The organism is Leptolyngbya sp. FACHB-541, assembly GCF_014695875.1.
In the GTDB taxonomy this organism is placed as follows: Bacteria; Cyanobacteriota; Cyanobacteriia; order Elainellales; family Elainellaceae; genus JAAUTN01.
This window is the reverse complement of sequence record NZ_JACJPC010000110.1, coordinates 122066-139620: the sequence shown is the minus strand read 5'-3', so window position 1 is coordinate 139620 and position 17555 is coordinate 122066. Positions and strand designations below refer to the sequence as shown.

The 17555-nt window shown below is 48.3% G+C and carries 12 protein-coding genes and 1 pseudogene; 10 read left to right on the top strand and 3 right to left on the bottom strand.

The features are described 5' to 3' along the window. Nucleotides 1–39: 39 nt before the first annotated feature. On the bottom strand, nucleotides 40–855 hold the full coding sequence (locus H6G00_RS23190; protein WP_190798562.1) for a YwqG family protein: 816 nt from the start codon (nucleotides 853–855) through the stop codon (nucleotides 40–42). A gap of 41 nt (nucleotides 856–896) precedes the next feature. On the opposite strand from H6G00_RS23190, the pseudogene H6G00_RS23185 reads away from it, so the two are divergent. Next, nucleotides 897–1124: pseudogene (locus H6G00_RS23185) on the top strand (DUF433 domain-containing protein). 106 nt (nucleotides 1125–1230) lie between these two features. On the opposite strand, the gene H6G00_RS23180 reads toward H6G00_RS23185, so the two are convergent. Continuing rightward, complete coding sequence (locus H6G00_RS23180; protein WP_190798561.1) at nucleotides 1231–5898, bottom strand: glutamate synthase-related protein; 4668 nt, start codon at nucleotides 5896–5898, stop codon at nucleotides 1231–1233. Between the two features lie 1458 nt (nucleotides 5899–7356). Between H6G00_RS23180 and H6G00_RS23175 the strand changes: the two genes are divergently transcribed. The 9 genes from H6G00_RS23175 (at nucleotide 7357) to H6G00_RS23135 (ending at nucleotide 16525) form a co-directional block, all read left to right on the top strand. Then, nucleotides 7357–9162 carry a phosphodiester glycosidase family protein gene (locus H6G00_RS23175; RefSeq protein ID WP_190798560.1) on the top strand — a complete coding sequence of 602 codons (1806 nt, stop codon included), beginning with the start codon at nucleotides 7357–7359 and terminating at the stop codon, nucleotides 9160–9162. A gap of 297 nt (nucleotides 9163–9459) precedes the next feature. Next, a complete protein-coding gene (locus H6G00_RS23170; protein ID WP_190646217.1) occupies nucleotides 9460–9879 on the top strand; it encodes a cupin domain-containing protein in 420 nt (139 codons plus the stop codon). A gap of 162 nt (nucleotides 9880–10041) precedes the next feature. Next, nucleotides 10042–10368, top strand: a complete 327-nt coding sequence (locus H6G00_RS23165) for an iron-sulfur cluster assembly accessory protein (RefSeq protein WP_190798559.1) — start codon at nucleotides 10042–10044, stop codon at nucleotides 10366–10368. Nucleotides 10369–10512: 144 nt separating this feature from the next. Next, on the top strand, nucleotides 10513–10887 hold the full coding sequence (rpsL, locus tag H6G00_RS23160) for a 30S ribosomal protein S12 (protein ID WP_190646219.1): 375 nt from the start codon (nucleotides 10513–10515) through the stop codon (nucleotides 10885–10887). 229 nt (nucleotides 10888–11116) lie between these two features. Beyond that, nucleotides 11117–11587 carry a 30S ribosomal protein S7 gene (gene rpsG / locus H6G00_RS23155; protein WP_190646220.1) on the top strand — a complete coding sequence of 157 codons (471 nt, stop codon included), beginning with the start codon at nucleotides 11117–11119 and terminating at the stop codon, nucleotides 11585–11587. Nucleotides 11588–11682: 95 nt separating this feature from the next. Further along, nucleotides 11683–13758 (top strand): elongation factor G, encoded by a 2076-nt coding sequence (fusA, locus tag H6G00_RS23150; RefSeq protein WP_190798558.1) that lies wholly within the window; start codon nucleotides 11683–11685, stop codon nucleotides 13756–13758. Nucleotides 13759–13782: 24 nt separating this feature from the next. Next, nucleotides 13783–15012: an elongation factor Tu gene (gene tuf / locus H6G00_RS23145; RefSeq protein WP_190646222.1), complete on the top strand. Its 1230-nt coding sequence runs from the start codon at nucleotides 13783–13785 to the stop codon at nucleotides 15010–15012. A gap of 153 nt (nucleotides 15013–15165) precedes the next feature. Then, nucleotides 15166–15483, top strand: coding sequence for a 30S ribosomal protein S10 (rpsJ, locus tag H6G00_RS23140; protein WP_018399487.1), 318 nt, complete (start codon nucleotides 15166–15168; stop codon nucleotides 15481–15483). Nucleotides 15484–15883: 400 nt separating this feature from the next. Then, nucleotides 15884–16525, top strand: a complete 642-nt coding sequence (locus H6G00_RS23135; protein ID WP_190798557.1) for an LON peptidase substrate-binding domain-containing protein — start codon at nucleotides 15884–15886, stop codon at nucleotides 16523–16525. 25 nt (nucleotides 16526–16550) lie between these two features. On the opposite strand, the gene pheA is transcribed toward H6G00_RS23135, so the two are convergent. Then, the gene (gene pheA / locus H6G00_RS23130) at nucleotides 16551–17405 is read right to left on the bottom strand and encodes a prephenate dehydratase (protein WP_190798556.1); all 855 of its coding nucleotides are present in this window, start codon (nucleotides 17403–17405) and stop codon (nucleotides 16551–16553) included. Nucleotides 17406–17555: the final 150 nt, after the last annotated feature.

Sequence of the window (17555 nt, the reverse complement as noted above, 5' to 3'; positions counted from 1 at the left end):
TGCTGGGTCAACTTAAACTGATACTTGTTCTTTACCCCACTAGCCGCAATCCCAGTTGTATAAAACTCTGGAGAAATCACGAGCTTCTAAAGCTTTTTCCTCAATGAAAAAATTACCGATTCCTCCATCTCCCCACATGATGTCAGCATTTTTTGCGTCGCTAATTTGTAGGAGAAGCAACCAATTTTCTTCTGATGGAGCTAGGAAACGGATATCTTGTTGAGTAAAATCTGCATAACCGCCTATTTTATTGCCGGAAGAAAATATAACTTGATCATCCATATCATTTTCTGGTTCCTCATCTTCGCTTAAGGGATAGAAATTTTCTCCAAATAATTTGGCAAATCTATAGTCATTTATTCCAACCAGTTCTTCTCGCAATGAAAACTCCAATCTACATTGCTTATACACTGGGAGAAATTCAAACTCTGGTAGAAAGTCAAAAGAGTCCGTGAGAAAGCTCAAATCTTCAATCACTTCTGGGTAATAAACCACCCGAAATTTATTCTGTTGCTGTTGCAATCTAAACTGTTCGGATGGATCGTAAGGAGCGCTAAACTCAAGACCATAAAGATCGTTATCTGAAATAAAAAATTGAAGAATTCCTGATGTTGGATAACCCTCCAGTTTCGGTATTTCTGAAAAATTAATTTGTGCCAAAAACGCTAATGATTTTCCATCAGTCGTGTATGGATATTGGGCTTCTTTAGGTAAGTAGGGAGTACCTAAATATTTGCTAGTCCAAGGGGACAGGAATTCGTTTGTCTCAAATGGATCGATGTGTACAAACGGCATTTTTGTTGCAAGAAAAATGTCTCGCTTAGATTCCAATGCCTTTGGAACAAAATCTTCCATAATGCTTAGATTTATCTAAATGGCTCTGATTCACTCAGTTTATGAATTACCACGACACCATCACAATTGAATCTGGTAAACGCAACGGTAAGCCCTGTGTCCGAGGAATGTGAATCACGGTATCTGACATTCTGGAATACCTGGCGGGCGGTATGACCGAATCAGAAATCTTAGAGGATTTCTCTGAACTGACTGCTGAAGATATTAGAGCCTGTCTGACCTTTGCTGCTGAAGGAGAAAAGAAGTTATTTGGCGAATACCTACGGTAAGGGCGTAGCCTTCGGCAGATAGTCCCCGGAATTATTGGGGATTTTTGCCCGAATGCTACGCCCCTACACGTTGCATACAGATAGAGCTTTCAGATCTCTTTCAAAACTACTGAACTGAACTCAGCACTTTTTCTTCAACAGCAGTCTGACTTGCTTCTGGGCTGTCTGCCTCGGATGGTGGCACAACCTGCCAGAATTTGGGCAAGAACTCAGACCAGTTATTGAGAATGTGGGCTGCTTTTTGGCTGCCTGTGCGATCGCTATGCGCCCCAATCAAGTCCTTCAACTGTTGTTCCCCGGCTGGGGTTTGTACACGCTGGAGCTTGACGATTTCGGGATTAACTTTCTCAGGGAAGCTGCCGTCTTCATCCAAGAAGTAAGCTAGTCCGCCTGTCATGCCTGCACCGACGTTGCGACCGACTCGACCCAAAACGACAATTGTGCCGCCCGTCATGTACTCGCAGCAGTGATCTCCGGCTCCTTCAATCACCGCTTGTCCTTTGGAATTCCGCACAGCAAAACGTTCACCTGCCTGTCCATTCGCAAACAGCGTTCCGCCAGTTGCGCCATATAGACAGGTGTTACCGATAATCACGTTTTCAGAGGGCGTGTAGGTCGCAGCAGCAGGTGGTTTGATGACGATTTCGCCACCGTGCATTCCTTTGCCAACGTAGTCATTGGCTTCGCCTTCAAGATTAAGGGTCATTCCCGGTAAGTTAAAAGCTCCAAAGCTTTGACCGACGCTGCCTGTGAAGTTGAGGGTAATTTGTCCTTCAAAGCCAGTGTTGCCATACTTCTGGGCGATCGCTCCTGCTAACCTCGCGCCCACAGTGCGATCGGTGTTGACCACATTAATAGTCTGGCTAACGCTGCCCTGATCTTGGATTGCCGCTTGAATTGCCGGATCGCTAAGCAACTGATCATCTAGAACGGCTCCGTTGCTGTGGGTTTCCCCATGCTCTAGCCAGGTGCGATCGGTGCGGCTGTCGGGCAACTGAGTCAGGCAGTCCAGGTTAAGTGCTTGAGTTTTGGTGATTTTTACGCCTTCTCGCACCTTTAGCAAGTCAGCCCGACCAATCACATCTTTGAGCGAACGGTAGCCTAGTCGAGCGAGAAGCGATCGCACTTCCTCAGCAATGAAGTAGAAGAAATTCACCACGTGCTCTGGGACGCCCGTGAACCGCTGGCGCAGTTTCTCTTGCTGGGTTGCTACACCGACCGGACAGTTGTTGGTGTGACAGATTCGCGCCATAATGCAGCCTTCCGCAATCATGGCAACGGAGCCAAACCCGTACTCTTCCGCACCCATTAGGGCTGCCATGAGTACATCCCAACCTGTCTTGAAGCCGCCATCTGCCCGCAGCAGGACGCGAGCGCGCAACTGATTCTCCATCAGCACCCGATGTACTTCGGTTACACCCAATTCCCAGGGAACACCCGCGTGCTTGATTGAGCTGAGTGGTGAGGCACCCGTTCCGCCATCGTGACCGGAAATCTGAATTATGTCTGCGTTTGCCTTCGCCACACCAGCCGCGACAGTGCCAATGCCCACTTCTGCCACCAGCTTCACCGAAACCTTTGCTTCAGGATTAATCTGGTGTAGGTCAAAGATTAGTTGAGCCAAGTCTTCAATCGAGTAAATGTCGTGGTGGGGAGGCGGTGAAATCAGCGGCACTCCAGGCTTAGAACGACGCAGCATAGCAATGTAGGGACTGACTTTTTTGCCAGGAAGCTGTCCGCCTTCACCGGGCTTAGCGCCCTGAGCAATTTTGATTTCAAGCTGTTTGGCGCTGACCAAATATTCGGGTGTTACGCCGAATCGCCCTGACGCAATTTGCTTGATCGCTGAACTAGCAGTATCGCCGTTTCGCAAGCCCTTCAGGTGGGGCAGAAGCTGAGACAGTCCGTTCTCATCCACATCGTTCAGCACCTTAAAGCGAACTGGATCTTCGCCGCCTTCGCCAGAGTTGGACTTGCCGCCGATGCGGTTCATGGCGATCGCCAAAGTCTCATGTGCCTCCCGTGAGAGCGACCCCAGCGACATGGCTCCCGTGCAAAAGCGCTTGACAATGGTTTCGACCGATTCCACTTCCTCAATAGGAATGGCGGGGCGATCGCCCTTAAAGTCGAGCAAATCGCGCAATGCGGTTAGCGGTCGCTGCTCCAGAGATTTCTGGTAGACCTCATAGTGGTCATAGTTCATCGCGCCTACCGCTTTATGCAGCGCCTTTGCCATTTCGGGGCTATTCATGTGATACTCGCCCCCCGGCTTGTAGTTGAAGAAGCCAAAGTTCTCTAGTTTCTTCAGCGTTAGTTCAGGGAATGCGCGTTGATGGAAGGTAATGACCTCTTGCGCCAGGTCAGCCACGCTCAATCCACCCAAGCGTGAAGCAGTTCCAGTGAAGCCAAGATGCAGCAGGTCAGATCCAATGCCGATTGCCTCAAAAATTTGTGCCGCCTGATAGCTAGACAGCAGCGAGATTCCCATCTTCGAGAGAATTTTGAGCAAGCCCGCTTCGATCGCTTTACGGTAGTTGTTTTGTGCTGCGGTGATGGAGATCGCCTCAAGCTTGCCACGCTGCATGAAGCTCTGGGTTTTAGAGTCAGACCACCAGTGGCGAACCGTTTCCCAAGCCAAATAAGGGCAAACGGCACTGGCTCCATAGCCAATCAAACAGGCAAAATGATGCGTACTCCAACACTGGGCAGTATCCATGACGATTGAGGCTTTCATCCGCAGCCCTTGTCGGATCAAGTGATGATGAACTGCGCCGACAGCCAGCAGGGGAGGAATGTAGCTTTGCTCAGCATTCAGATTGCCTGTTTCACCAGATGGAGTGAGGCGATCGCTCAGAATCAAAATTTTCTGACCTGCGCGAACTGCCGCTGTTGCCTGCTGGCACAATGCTGTCACGGCTCTCTGCAAACCTTCTGGGCCAGCAGAGATATGAAATAGAGTCGATAGATTTGCAGTGCCAAAGTCAGACTGCCGGATTTGCTCCAGTTCAGCATCGTTTAGAACAGGAGACTTGAGCTTGAGCAATCGTGCATACTCTGGTTTTTCTTCCAGAAAATTGCCTCGTTCGCCTAGTTGAGATGTCAATGACATCACCAAGCTTTCCCGCAGCGGGTCGATTGGCGGATTTGTCACCTGAGCAAACCGCTGCTTGAAGTAGTCGTAAAGCAGACGGGGTTTGTCTGACAGCACGGCAAGGGGAATATCGTCGCCCATGCAAAAAGTGGGTTCCTTACCCTGAGAAGCCATTGCCTCAACGATCATTTCTACATCTTCACTGGTGTAGCCAAAGGCAGTTTGATGGCGTAGCAGGCTCTCAGTCTCCAGGGAACTCGCTTCGGCAAAAGGCTGGGGTTCCAACTCATAGCGCTGCTGCAACCACTCACCATAAGGTTGCTTGCTGGCAACGCGCTGCTTGATTTGCCAGTTCTTCAAAATTTCATGGCTTCTAAAATCGACTGCGATCGCCTCTCCTGGACCCAGTCGCCCCTTCTCCACAATTTCAGATTCGGGTAGGTCAACTACACCCGCTTCGGAAGCAACTACTACAAAGCCATCACGGGTAATGCTGTAGCGAGCAGGACGTAGTCCGTTTCGATCTAACGTCGCTCCGACTCGCTTACCATCGCTAAATACCAGCAATGCTGGTCCATCCCAGGGTTCCTGGATACCGCTGTAGTATTCGTAGAAATCAGTGATTTCGGGATAATTTGCCAATTCTGGCTGGTTCAGGTAAGCCTCTGGCACCATGATCATCAGCGCTTCCAGGGGACTGCGCCCTGAATTCACCAATAGCTCCATCACGTTGTCGAGGTTAGCAGAATCGCTGTTTTCAGGGTTGACGATTGGTTTGAGTGCTTCGAGGCGATCGCCCCAGTAAGGATGCTCCAGGTCCGCTTCCCGCGCCACCATCCAGTTGATGTTGCCCAGCAGCGTGTTGATTTCGCCATTGTGACCAAGCAACCGCATCGGCTGAGCCAAAGGCCAGCGAGGCATCGTATTCGTGCTAAAGCGGCGATGATACACCGCAAAGGCACTTTGATAAGTCGGATTTTGCAGGTCTGTGTAGAAATCACCCAGCACTGCAGAGCGCACCATGCCCTTATAAACAATCGTTCGGTTAGAGAAGGAGCAAATGTAGAACTCTTGCAATCCGGCTGCGTCTTCTGAGCTAGCAGGTTCTACCGTTGCAACTGCCTGTTCAATCTGCTTGCGCACCAGATAAAGCTGACGCTCTAGCACATCGTCCGTCTCGTTAGATTGCACCAAAAGTTGTTCAATCTGAGGCTGGTTTTCTCTTGCTTGAATTCCCAGTAATTGAGGATGTACAGGTACTTTTCGCCAGCCCAAGATCCGCAAACCCGACTCCTGTAGCAGTTTTTCGGCAAGTTGACGGGCGATCGCTGCTGCTGCCTCAGCCTGCGGCAAAAACACCATCCCTACACCGAGATGCTCAGTAGGAACAGCGCCAATCTTGTTTTCCTGGAGCCAATCGCTCAACAAATCCCAGGGAATAGCCGTCATTATTCCGGCACCATCACCCGAATCCTGATCGGCGCTACAAGCTCCTCGGTGTTCCAAACAAGTCAAAGCAGACAGCGCTTTGGCAACCAAAGTATGGCTTGCCCGCCCGTACTGGTCAGCAATAAAACCAACCCCGCAGGCATCCCTTTCCTCAACCAACCATCGCTGTCCTGGAAAACCTGCCGCTACTTCGTGATTTGTCTGTCTGTCTCGATTCACACTCGTGCTACCCATAGAACAACCCGTCTCGCTTGTAATCGCTGAAAAATCATCTGGATGACAAAAACTGTCAAATATCTAAATGACAACCCTAAAAAGAAAACCCCTTATCAACCCGCAAAAGCCAAAAACTGAGGAGACGAGAAAGCTGTCCGAAGCAATGCTTCTGACACTTTCAAGGCTCAAGCAGCCGCAATGCCATTTAAGGTAAAACCCTCAGTACCGTAGCGTGGATTGCAAAGTCGCTATCTATAAAAAATCCACATGGATGGCACCGAATAGATCATGGATCTTATAGAGGATATCGAGCCTTGGCAACCCTCGCTGTATTTGGAGCGACGCAGATGCTCAAATTTCGCTCACCAGCGGCTTAATTTCCAAGCTCAACTCACCCTCAGTCTCAATCAAAGCTTTAAGTCTACTCAGAAAGCTGATTGTACTTGTAACAATGATCTAATCAAAAATCGGCTGTCTTAGTTTCTATTATGAAGCTAAAACTTTAAATCTATGTGATTATTCCTTGCTGAATGACTAAGGAGGTGACGCTAGTAGAATTGCAACTCTCGAACTGATGCATTTACTACAAAATTCTGATTTTTATATTTGTAAGGCAAATGTCGAAAGCTTAAATTTGTCTAGGTCCCAGGAATCTCAACAATCATTGATTCCCCTGTAGAGTTAGCAAAAAACGAGCAAAGGCTACGCGCTTCCACAACCAAAATCGCAAAAAACGAATTTTGTATCTTGCATTACAATTTTTTTGAGAAATGCAGTGTTTGTCTTTGCAGAAAGAAGTAGCGGCTGTATCTCTAAATCGCGGCTAGAAAGAGCAGTTTTACGCTCAACTCTTAGATGAACAGTTCAAGTCAAACAATCCAAATTCTTCTTAGCGCCCTTTTAGAAATTTGCAAAAACTCGCAGGAAGAGGTCGCAGAGCGCAGGCTAAGCGCATATTGAGCTGAATGTTTCGTCTCAGGAATCAGCGCAAGGCTCGGTCTAACCATTCCTTATGCAACTAGAGCAGCAATCAGCGCAACTCTGGAACTGGTGTATAAGTAAACCCGCCCTTGAGAGGATGCGTCTTTTAACAATTGTGAACAGCTGTCGGCAAGACGGGGTTGTCTGGGGGATCCTGGAAGCACAAACCGCTGCAAATTCCCATTGAAGGTTAGCTCGATTCACAGCCTCATTTCAACCACACTGTGTTTCCAGCAACCCAACTGGCAGTTCGCTAACCTCACTATCCATTGGAGTAATGCCCCTTGCTCCCGCTAAGTCACACTGAGCAACGTGAATCAAGTTAACAAGCAATGCCTCCTCAAAGGCTCAATTCTGCAGTCTTTCTCAAAAAAATCTTCTTCCCTGCTGATCTTCCCCCTGCTGGCTGCTACTTTCCATGCGCCTGATTTTACTCAGGGAAATGAAGCGCTCCTATCTCTTCGGTCTCTGCAAAGCGCTAGTTTACAGCTCCAAATGCCCGTTGTTCAAGAGTCGTCGAATATCTTGCCTGTCACTGGGGATGTCTCCAATCAGTCCGCTGAACGATCTGTTCAGGCATCCGATGTAGAAGTGATTCCGCAAGAGTTCTGGACCCCTGTTTTATTTAGGATTTCTCAAGCCATACCCGTCACTGAGGGTACTCAGGTTGTAATTAACGGTCGCGCTCTAAATGCGGCCTGGAGCCAGCGCCAGCAGCGCATTGGTATTGCTGATACTGGATTGATGCAGACAGTTGGCGTTGAGCTACTGAATACTGAAAGTGCCTCTAGGCAGCCTGTGCAGTGGTTTTCTGATTCAGGTACAAATGCTCTGGCGTTGGGAACCTGGCTCACCAGTCGATATCGCTATTTGGATATCACTGAACTCGCACAGCAGGCTGGCTGGCAGATGCAGGTGAGTGGCAATGTGCTGCGGATTTCTACGCCAGTGTCTAGAGTAATGGCGGTTCGTCAAGGACGGCAAAGTTGGGGCGATCGCATTGTGATTGACCTCGATCGCTCAACCCCTTGGCAAGTCACCGAGCAATCTGGAGAATTGGTAGTTAATATCAACGCCCAGGCTGATCCTGCGTTAGTCCGAAACTTCCAGGCAGGACCAGGTAATCGCCTAACTTCGCTCAATGTTCAGGCAAGCGGCAATCAAACGGTGATTCGAGTTGGCATTCCCACAAACCTCCGTCCTCGCGTCTGGTCTTTGCCTAACCCTAATCGTATGATCATCGACGTTGGAGCAGATTCCACCGTGCAACGCAATATTGTTTGGGCACCGGGTATTCGCTGGCAAGAGCAAGTTGTGAATACAGGAAGCGCCCAATTTCCAGTAATCGCTCTAGTCATTGATCCCCGTCAGTCAGGATTGGCAGTTAGACCAATTTGGAGCAATGCCTCTAGTGCTATTGGCACTACGCCACTGATTACGATGGCCCAAAGCTCGCAAGCAATCGCTGCTATTAATGGTGGTTTCTTCAACCGCAATAATCAGTTGCCGCTGGGCGCAATTCGTCGAGATGGTCGCTGGATCTCAGGGCCAATTTTGAATCGAGGGGCGATCGCTTGGAACGAAGCCGGAGAAGTGGCGATCGGCCGCCTCGGGCTTCAAGAAACAATAGCAACTCCCGCAGGGCAGCGGTTTACAGTTCTTTCCCTCAACAGCGGATACGTTCAGGCAGGTGTTGCTCGTTATACAAGTGATTGGGGATCAACCTACACTTCGATCATCGACAACGAGATTTTGGTCACAGTTCAGGACAATCGGGTCGTCAATCAGCAACCTGCTGGAGCTGCAGGGCAAACCTCCATTCCCATCCCTGCCAATGGATACGTGATAGTCGTTAGAGCCTACAGTGCTGCTGCAAACGCTCTTGCTGTAGGTACCAACGTGCAGCTAGAAACTACCAGCAACCCAGCCGACTTTGGCCGATATACCCAAATTCTTGGAGCCGGTCCGCTGCTGCTGCAAAATCGTCAAGTCGTACTCAATGCTCAGTCCGAGCAATTTGGTGAAGCCTTTGCCCGACAGGCAGCTGCCCGCAGTGCGATCGGTAGAACAGCAGAAGGCGATCTGATTATGATTACGGTTCAAAATCGAATAGGTGGACCTGGACCTACTCTGGCAGAAACCGCTCAAATCATGCAGCGATTAGGCGCAGTAGATGCCCTCAATCTAGATGGTGGAAGTTCTACAACACTTTATCTCGGTGGACAGTTGCTTAACCGCTCTCCCTATACAGCAGCCCGCGTTCACAATGGCATCGGTGTGTTTATTCAACCTAGCCTTTGAATAAAACAGCCTACGCAACTCGCACTGCTTACTTTTGGGATGAGTACTTATACCTTTTCAACTTTAGAGGAAATAAAGCTGATTTAAAGCTCATCCTATTGTGTAAAGAATCCATATAAATCAGCTCAAATTGTGGTTTGGCAGATGAAATCATCTGGGCGCTTTTGCTATGGTTAGCTTCGGTTGTTTGAATTGAGGGAATCATGCTTGAGTCGGGCATCGTTTTCCAGTCAAAGCAACCCAAGCGAATGCCCGAAGTCAACTCAATCTCACAGCAGTTCATAAGGAGAAAATGTCGTGGCTCAAACCCAAGAAGTTACTCAACCCGCCGCTTTGAACCTACCTACCTCGGTTACTCCAAAAGGAGTCGCTGCCACCGAACTGCGCCCCTGGGGTTCTTTCACTATTTTGGAAGAAGGGCGGGGATACAAAATTAAGCGGATTGAAGTCAAGCCTGGGCATCGTCTTAGCCTACAAATGCATCATCACCGCAGCGAACACTGGATCGTCGTCTCCGGGACCGCCAAAGTCACCTGCGGCGACCAGGAAAAGCTGTTGTTTAGCAACCAATCAACCTACGTGCCCGCCTGCACCAGCCACCGCTTAGAAAATCCTGGAGTAATTTCTCTGGTTCTAATTGAAGTTCAGAACGGAGAATATTTAGGAGAGGATGACATCGTTCGGTTCCAGGATGACTACTCTCGAGCCAAAGCTTAAGTTTCAAAATTCGCTCACCTGACTATTACATCAAAAAGGGTAGGCTTGACCAAGAGCCTACCCTTTTTAGCTAGCTCTAACTCTGACCTCTTTGCATCTCTACGCTTGCGGCTAGATGGCTGTAAGATCATCCACAGGACTTATATTTTCCCCATATAATTCATGATTCAGCTTAGTCAGGCAGCGATCGCCGAAATCAGCCGTCTTAAAGCAAAACAGCGTGACCCTCAAACGCTATTTCGTTTAGAAATTCAGCCCGGTGGCTGCTCTGAGCTTCATTATGTCCTCAGATTTGATAGTTGCATTAACCCGACTGACCAAGTTCTAAAATGTGGGGAGATGTCTGTTGTAGTAGACCCTCAGAGTCTCAGTTGTATTAGCGGTTTGGCAGTAGACTACTCCGAGGATCTAATGGGCGGTGGATTTCGCTTCCACAACCCTAACGCTATCCAAAACTGTGGATGTGGTAACTCTTTCTCTATTTCGTAGTGGTTTCCAGAGCTTCCCATTTCTGAGGGCTTTGCTGCCAGATATTAAAGTCCAAACAAATTGACAAAAAATCGCTAAAATCGCTATAGTTGTAGACTGTTGCAAAGAGCAAACCAGTAAGAGAACGAGATTTAGTGTTATTCCATGCCCACAATCCAACAGCTTATTAGCGACGAACGCCAAAAGGCAACGAAAAAGACAAAGTCACCAGCTTTAAAGAGCTGTCCGCAGCGTAGAGGCGTTTGCACGAGGGTTTATACAACCACTCCTAAAAAACCAAACTCAGCACTCCGTAAGGTTGCGCGGGTACGTTTGACTTCTGGGTTTGAGGTGACTGCTTACATTCCGGGGATTGGTCATAACCTACAAGAGCATTCTGTCGTTATGATTAGGGGTGGTCGGGTTAAAGACTTACCGGGTGTTCGTTACCACATTATTCGCGGAACTCTGGACACTGCTGGAGTAAAAGATCGGAAGCAAGGGCGCTCCAAGTATGGTGCTAAGCGCCCTAAGTCCTGAGCTAAGCCCGTAATGCTTTTCGTATGTGCTGACTTTACACTTGCGATTTATTCGAAATTTGCTACCTTGAGTTATTCTTGGATATTGGTGGCATTTTCGTCGCTGTCGATGTGTTCTCAGCGTATGTCGTAATGGGACTGCGTTCTCTTTGCGATTGTGATGTCCACATCTTTCTGTTTCAATCAATCTTTTTTGCAAGGCAATCTAACCTCTCAATTTAAGGCTTACCATGTCTCGTCGTACAGTTATCCAAAAGCGTCCAGTTCAACCTGATCCAGTTCACAACAGCCGCCTTGTCAGCATGATGGTTCGGCGATTGATGAGAAGTGGAAAAAAATCCTTGGCGTATCGTCTCATTTATGATGCGTTCAAGGTGATTGAGGAGAGAACTGGGTCGGACCCGTTGGAAACGTTTGAGAGAGCTGTACGAAACGCTACTCCCTTAGTAGAAGTCAAGGCACGCCGTGTAGGGGGTGCAACTTACCAAGTTCCTATGGAAGTTCGCTCTGACCGAGGCATTGCATTGGCTCTAAGATGGTTAACCCAGTACTCTCGCCAGCGTACAGGCCGAACTATGGCTGGTAAGCTAGCAAATGAGCTTATGGATGCAGCTAATGAAACTGGCAGCGCAATCCGGAAGCGTGAAGAAACTCACAGAATGGCTGAAGCTAACAAAGCGTTTGCTCACTACAGATACTAATTTCTTAGAGGAAGACTGCGTTAAGAGTTCGCAGTGTATAGAATCTTAACAGAAGTATCCGAACGAACTTTGCGACAGGGACTAAGGAGGTAGCTGTGGCACGTAATATCCCGCTAGAGCGGATACGTAACATCGGAATTGCCGCCCACATTGATGCTGGTAAAACGACGACGACGGAGAGAATTCTGTTTTACTCCGGTGTCGTTCACAAAATTGGAGAAGTCCACGAGGGAACAGCTGTAACCGACTGGATGGCGCAAGAGCGGGAGCGGGGTATTACTATCACTGCTGCTGCTATCAGCACAAGCTGGAAAGACCATCGCATCAATATTATCGACACTCCTGGCCACGTTGACTTCACGATCGAAGTTGAGCGTTCCATGCGTGTCCTAGATGGTGTGATCGCTGTATTTTGTTCGGTCGGTGGGGTTCAACCTCAGTCAGAAACGGTCTGGCGGCAAGCCGATCGTTACAAAGTACCCCGGATTGCATTTGTCAATAAGATGGACCGAACGGGTGCTAACTTCTTTAAGGTGTATGACCAGATCCGCGATCGCCTTCGGGCTAACGCTGTGCCTGTTCAACTTCCAATTGGGAGTGAAGATCGCTTTCGAGGAGTCGTAGATCTAGTAGGGATGCGCGCTCGTATCTACAACAATGATCTAGGTACGGACTTTGAAGATACGGATATTCCAGAAGATGTGCTTGAGCTTGCAAAGGAATATCGCACCAAGCTGATTGAGTCAGTGGCTGAGACTGACGATGCTCTGACAGAAAAATACCTCGAAGGTGAGGAGCTAACTGAAGAAGAGATCCGAGCCGCTTTGCGGAAAGGAACTATCGCAGGCACCATAGTTCCTATGCTGTGTGGTTCTGCGTTTAAGAACAAAGGCGTTCAGCTTCTTTTGGACGCTGTGGTTGCCTATTTACCCGCTCCTACAGAGGTGCCTCCAATTCAAGGTACCTTACCGGATGGTAGTGTGGCTGTTCGTCATGCAAGTGACGATGAGCCCCTAGCTGCCCTAGCATTCAAAATCATGGCAGACCCATATGGTCGTCTGACCTTTGTTCGAGTCTACTCAGGTGTCCTCAGCAAAGGGAGCTATGTCTACAACTCGACAAAGGGCAAGAAGGAACGGATCTCTCGCTTAATCGTGCTTAAAGCAGACGAACGAACTGAAGTTGACGAGCTTCGAGCCGGAGATTTAGGTGCTGCTCTTGGTTTGAAAGATACGTTTACAGGTGACACGATTTGCACTGAGGAATCCTCAGTCATTCTAGAGTCTCTGTTTATTCCAGAGCCTGTAATCTCGGTTGCGGTTGAGCCTAAGACAAAGCAAGATATGGAGAAGCTTTCCAAAGCCCTCCAATCTCTCTCTGAGGAAGACCCAACTTTTCGAGTTAGCATTGATCAGGAAACAAACCAGACCGTGATCGCCGGAATGGGTGAGCTTCACCTAGAGATTCTTGTGGACCGGATGTTGCGGGAGTTTAGGGTAGAAGCTAACATTGGTGCCCCTCAAGTCGCTTACCGGGAAACAGTTCGTAAGGCTGTTAAGGCAGAAGGCAAGTTTGTTCGTCAAAGTGGAGGAAAAGGGCAGTATGGCCATGTCGTGATTCAGTTGGAGCCTGGAGAGCCTGGTACTGGCTTTGAGTTTGTTTCCAAGATTGTTGGAGGCACGGTACCGAAGGAGTACATTGGCCCAGCCGAGCAAGGCATGAAAGAAGCTTGTGAGTCTGGTATTCTGGCTGGATATCCGGTAATCGACCTTAGGGCTACGCTGGTAGACGGGTCTTATCACGAGGTTGACTCTTCAGAAATGGCTTTCAAGATTGCCGGCTCAATGGCAATTAAGGAAGCTGTGATGAAAGCTTCACCCGTTCTTTTGGAACCGATGATGAAAGTTGAAGTCGAGGTTCCTGAAGATTTTCTGGGGGATGTGATGGGTGACCTAAACTCCCGCAGAGGTCAGATTGAAGGGATGGGATCGGAAGAAGGAATTGCCAAAGTCACCGCTAAGGTGCCACTGGCAGAAATGTTCGGTTATGCTACTGATATCCGGTCTAAGACGCAGGGTCGGGGCATATTCTCGATGGAGTTTAGCCACTACGATGAGGTGCCTCGCAACGTGGCTGAAGCGATCATTGCTAAGAGTAAAGGGAACGCATAATCAGAAAGAGGAACACATAGATTCATGGCACGCGCAAAGTTTGAACGGACTAAACCCCACGTTAATATCGGTACCATCGGTCACGTCGATCATGGTAAAACTACTCTTACCGCTGCGATCACGATGACCCTGGCTGCAACGGGTGGTGCCAAAGCCAGAAAATACGACGAGATTGATGCTGCTCCTGAAGAGAAAGCAAGAGGCATTACAATCAACACCGCTCACGTTGAATACCAGACAGAAGAGCGGCATTATGCTCACGTAGACTGTCCAGGACATGCCGACTATGTGAAGAACATGATCACTGGCGCGGCACAAATGGACGGAGCGATTCTGGTTGTGTCAGCGGCTGATGGCCCGATGCCCCAAACCCGTGAGCACATTCTGCTGGCGAAGCAGGTTGGTGTACCCAACATTGTTGTTTTCCTAAACAAGCAAGACCAGGTCGATGACGAAGAGTTGCTGGAGCTAGTTGAGCTAGAGGTGCGTGAACTACTCAGCACCTATGATTTCCCGGGCGATGACATTCCCATTGTCTCAGGTTCGGCTCTGTTGGCTCTGGAAGCATTGGTTTCTAACCCTAAGATCGTTAAGGGAGAGAACGAGTGGGTAGACAAAATCTACGCGCTAATGGATGAAGTAGACGCTTACATCCCTACTCCTGAGCGAGATATAGATAAGCCCTTCCTGATGGCTGTTGAGGACGTTTTCTCAATCACGGGTCGTGGAACGGTCGCAACTGGACGGATCGAGCGTGGCAAGGTCAAGGTCGGTGAGACTGTTGAGCTGGTCGGTATCAGAAATACTCGCAGCACCACAGTTACGGGTGTAGAGATGTTCCAGAAAGTTCTGGAAGAGGGAATGGCTGGAGATAACGTTGGAGTTCTGCTTCGCGGTATTCAGAAAGCTGACATTGAGCGCGGCATGGTACTTGCTAAGCCTGGTTCGATCACACCTCACACCCAATTTGAGTCTGAGGTTTACATTCTGAAGAAAGAAGAAGGTGGTCGTCATACCCCATTCTTCCCTGGCTATCGCCCTCAGTTCTATGTTCGTACAACTGATGTGACTGGCACAATCAGTGCTTTTACTGCTGACGATGGCAGTGAAGCTGAGATGGTGATGCCTGGCGATCGCATCAAAATGACGGTTGAGCTAATTAACCCGGTTGCAATTGAGCAGGGAATGCGCTTTGCAATTCGGGAGGGTGGCCGTACCGTAGGTGCGGGTGTCGTTTCCAAAATCATCAAGTAGCTCTAGCTACTGAGCCGTTTTTATCAGCAGCCAACCTACAAGTTTGGCTGCTGATAGTTTTGAGCTTAACCAAGTTCATCTCAACATCCTAGCTTCAGCCAGAATATTGAGATGAACCTGAATTAACTGAACCTAGACAACTGAAGCAAAATCATGGCAACTATTCAACAGCAAAAAATTCGGATTCGCCTTAAGGCATTCGATCGTCGCCTTTTAGATACCTCTTGTGAAAAGATTGTCGATACTGCTAATCGGACAAACGCTACAGCAATTGGTCCGATTCCTCTACCGACTAAGCGCCGAATCTACTGCGTACTGCGATCGCCTCACGTAGACAAAGATTCTAGGGAACACTTTGAGACCCGTACTCACCGCCGCATTATTGATATTTACCAACCTTCTTCTAAAACGATTGATGCTCTCATGAAGCTGGATCTGCCTGCTGGCGTTGACATTGAAGTGAAGCTGTAGCTCTCCTGATTGGTTGTGAAATGAAATGGGTCGTGGGGACGAACTTCCGAAGAGTTCGTCTCCCACGACCCATTTGTAGCGACTAAGCTAGCTGTTTAGCAATAATAGAGCTTCTTCTCTGTTCGTTAGATTGCCATTGTTTCTATCGAAGGTAGAAATCAGCCATAACCTTTTGCAGGATAGGTCTTTTAATCAAGGGTACTAGGTGGGCACTAGTAGCTAGATGTCGCCAACTCAACCTTTGGTTATAGATTTAGGGTCATAGCCTTTTTGCAGACTAGAAGGATGCGATAGACTATGGGGAGTAGCCTTTGCTGCTCACACATTTGACCTGTTTCCGAAAGCAGTTGATAAGGTCAAACCTAATCATATTGAATCCCTATTGGGGATTAGGATTTCAATGACATCTTCTTCATCAGTTGCTGTTCGAGAGCTTCCACTTTTTCCGTTGTCTGAAGTAGTTCTATTTCCAGGCAAACCACTTCCACTTCACATTTTTGAGTTTCGCTATCGGATTATGATGAATACCATACTTCAGAGCGATCGCCGCTTTGGAGTGCTAATGGTTGACCCGGTAGAGGGTAAAGTTGCAAAGGTTGGTTGCTGTGCAGAGATCGTACACTTTCAACGTCTCCCAGATGACCGGATGAAGGTTATGACTGTGGGGCAGCAGCGCTTTCGGATTCTTGAATATGTCCGAGAGAAGCCCTACTACGTAGGATTGGTTGAATGGATTGAAGATCAACCCACTGAAAGGAATTTAAAGACATTATCAACTGAAGTTGATCAACTATTGAGAGATGTTGTGCATCTTTCTGCTAAGTTGACAGGTCAAGAAATTGAACTGCCTGATGACATTCCTGATTTGCCCATTGAACTCTCCTACTGGGTCGCTAGCAACCTTTATGGTGTAGCGATGGAGCAGCAAGCCCTTTTGGAGATGCAAGACACGGCGGCCCGTCTAGAGCGCGAAGCTGAAATTTTAACCTCTACGCGCAATCATCTGGCAGCTCGAACAGCCTTAAAGGATGCTTTGAAGTAAAAAAGGGAAAGGGGGTTCAACTCTCTTAGGTTTGGGCAATCTGAGATGGAAGAACCGTGTAGCTGCCAAAGATTTTTAGGGTCTCTGCATAGTTGCTCAATTCTTTTAGAGCAGATTGTGTTGTTGGATCTTTTTCATCAGCTTCAATATCGACAAAGAACAGGTATTCTCCAAGCGATCGCTTGGTAGGACGTGATTCTATACGGCTTAGGTTAATACCCCGTTCGGCAAAAGATTGAAGGGGTCTAACTAATGCCCCTGGTAAGTTGGCAGAGAAACTTAAGGCCAGCGAGGTATGGCTACCACCGGGCGATGGTTGTAAGCTTAATATCCAGAAGCGGGTGCAGTTGTCAGGGTGGTCATTGATTGGATGAGCCAGAACAGGCAGCTTATAAAGCTGAGCAGCCCGTTGAGATGAAATTGCTCCACTACTAGAGTCTCGGTCTAGGTATTGCAATGCCTCCGTTGTAGAGTTTGTGGGAATTAGCTGTACATTGGGCAAAGCTCTTTCCAGCCAACTCTGGCATTGGGCAAGAGCTTGAGGATGAGAGTAAACGGTTTGAATCTGCTCCAGAGCTGGACTGTACGACAGCAAAGCATGAGAGATTGGCAGCACTAGAGCTTTTTGTATCCGCAGGGTGTCAAGCTGCCAAAGTGCATCTAGGGTGACACTCACACTTCCTTCAATTGAGTTTTCGACCGGAACTACTACTAAGTCGGTTTCTCTAGTTGCTGTTGCTCTTAATGTTTGTGTGATGCTGGGATAGGGACAGAGTAAAGATTCTTCCTCTGTCGTCTCTAGCAACCATTTGGCACAGATCAGGGCTGCTGCTTCAGCATTGGTTCCTGGAGGTCCGAGGTAAGCAATTGAGCGTGCCATAGCAAATATTTGAGGAATAACTTTTCAGAGACAAAGCTGAGATAATTGAAACTTTCTATTAAGTACAATCAGCTATTGTCCGCCAAAACACGTATACTTCGTAAGATTAAGGGTGTTTTCTTGGAAAGTATGTAAAATTTAGTGAACGAG

What these genes read in the sequence shown, in the direction of transcription:
- H6G00_RS23190 (WP_190798562.1), bottom strand. Translation starts at nt 855, where the DNA reads ATGGAAGATTTTGTTCCAAAGGCATTGGAATCTAAGCGAGACATTTTT.
- H6G00_RS23180 (WP_190798561.1), bottom strand. Translation starts at nt 5,898, where the DNA reads ATGGGTAGCACGAGTGTGAATCGAGACAGACAGACAAATCACGAAGTA.
- H6G00_RS23175 (WP_190798560.1), top strand. Translation starts at nt 7,357, where the DNA reads ATGCCCGTTGTTCAAGAGTCGTCGAATATCTTGCCTGTCACTGGGGAT.
- H6G00_RS23165 (WP_190798559.1), top strand. Translation starts at nt 10,042, where the DNA reads ATGATTCAGCTTAGTCAGGCAGCGATCGCCGAAATCAGCCGTCTTAAA.
- rpsL (WP_190646219.1), top strand. Translation starts at nt 10,513, where the DNA reads ATGCCCACAATCCAACAGCTTATTAGCGACGAACGCCAAAAGGCAACG.
- rpsG (WP_190646220.1), top strand. Translation starts at nt 11,117, where the DNA reads ATGTCTCGTCGTACAGTTATCCAAAAGCGTCCAGTTCAACCTGATCCA.
- tuf (WP_190646222.1), top strand. Translation starts at nt 13,783, where the DNA reads ATGGCACGCGCAAAGTTTGAACGGACTAAACCCCACGTTAATATCGGT.
- rpsJ (WP_018399487.1), top strand. Translation starts at nt 15,166, where the DNA reads ATGGCAACTATTCAACAGCAAAAAATTCGGATTCGCCTTAAGGCATTC.
- H6G00_RS23135 (WP_190798557.1), top strand. Translation starts at nt 15,884, where the DNA reads ATGACATCTTCTTCATCAGTTGCTGTTCGAGAGCTTCCACTTTTTCCG.
- pheA (WP_190798556.1), bottom strand. Translation starts at nt 17,405, where the DNA reads ATGGCACGCTCAATTGCTTACCTCGGACCTCCAGGAACCAATGCTGAA.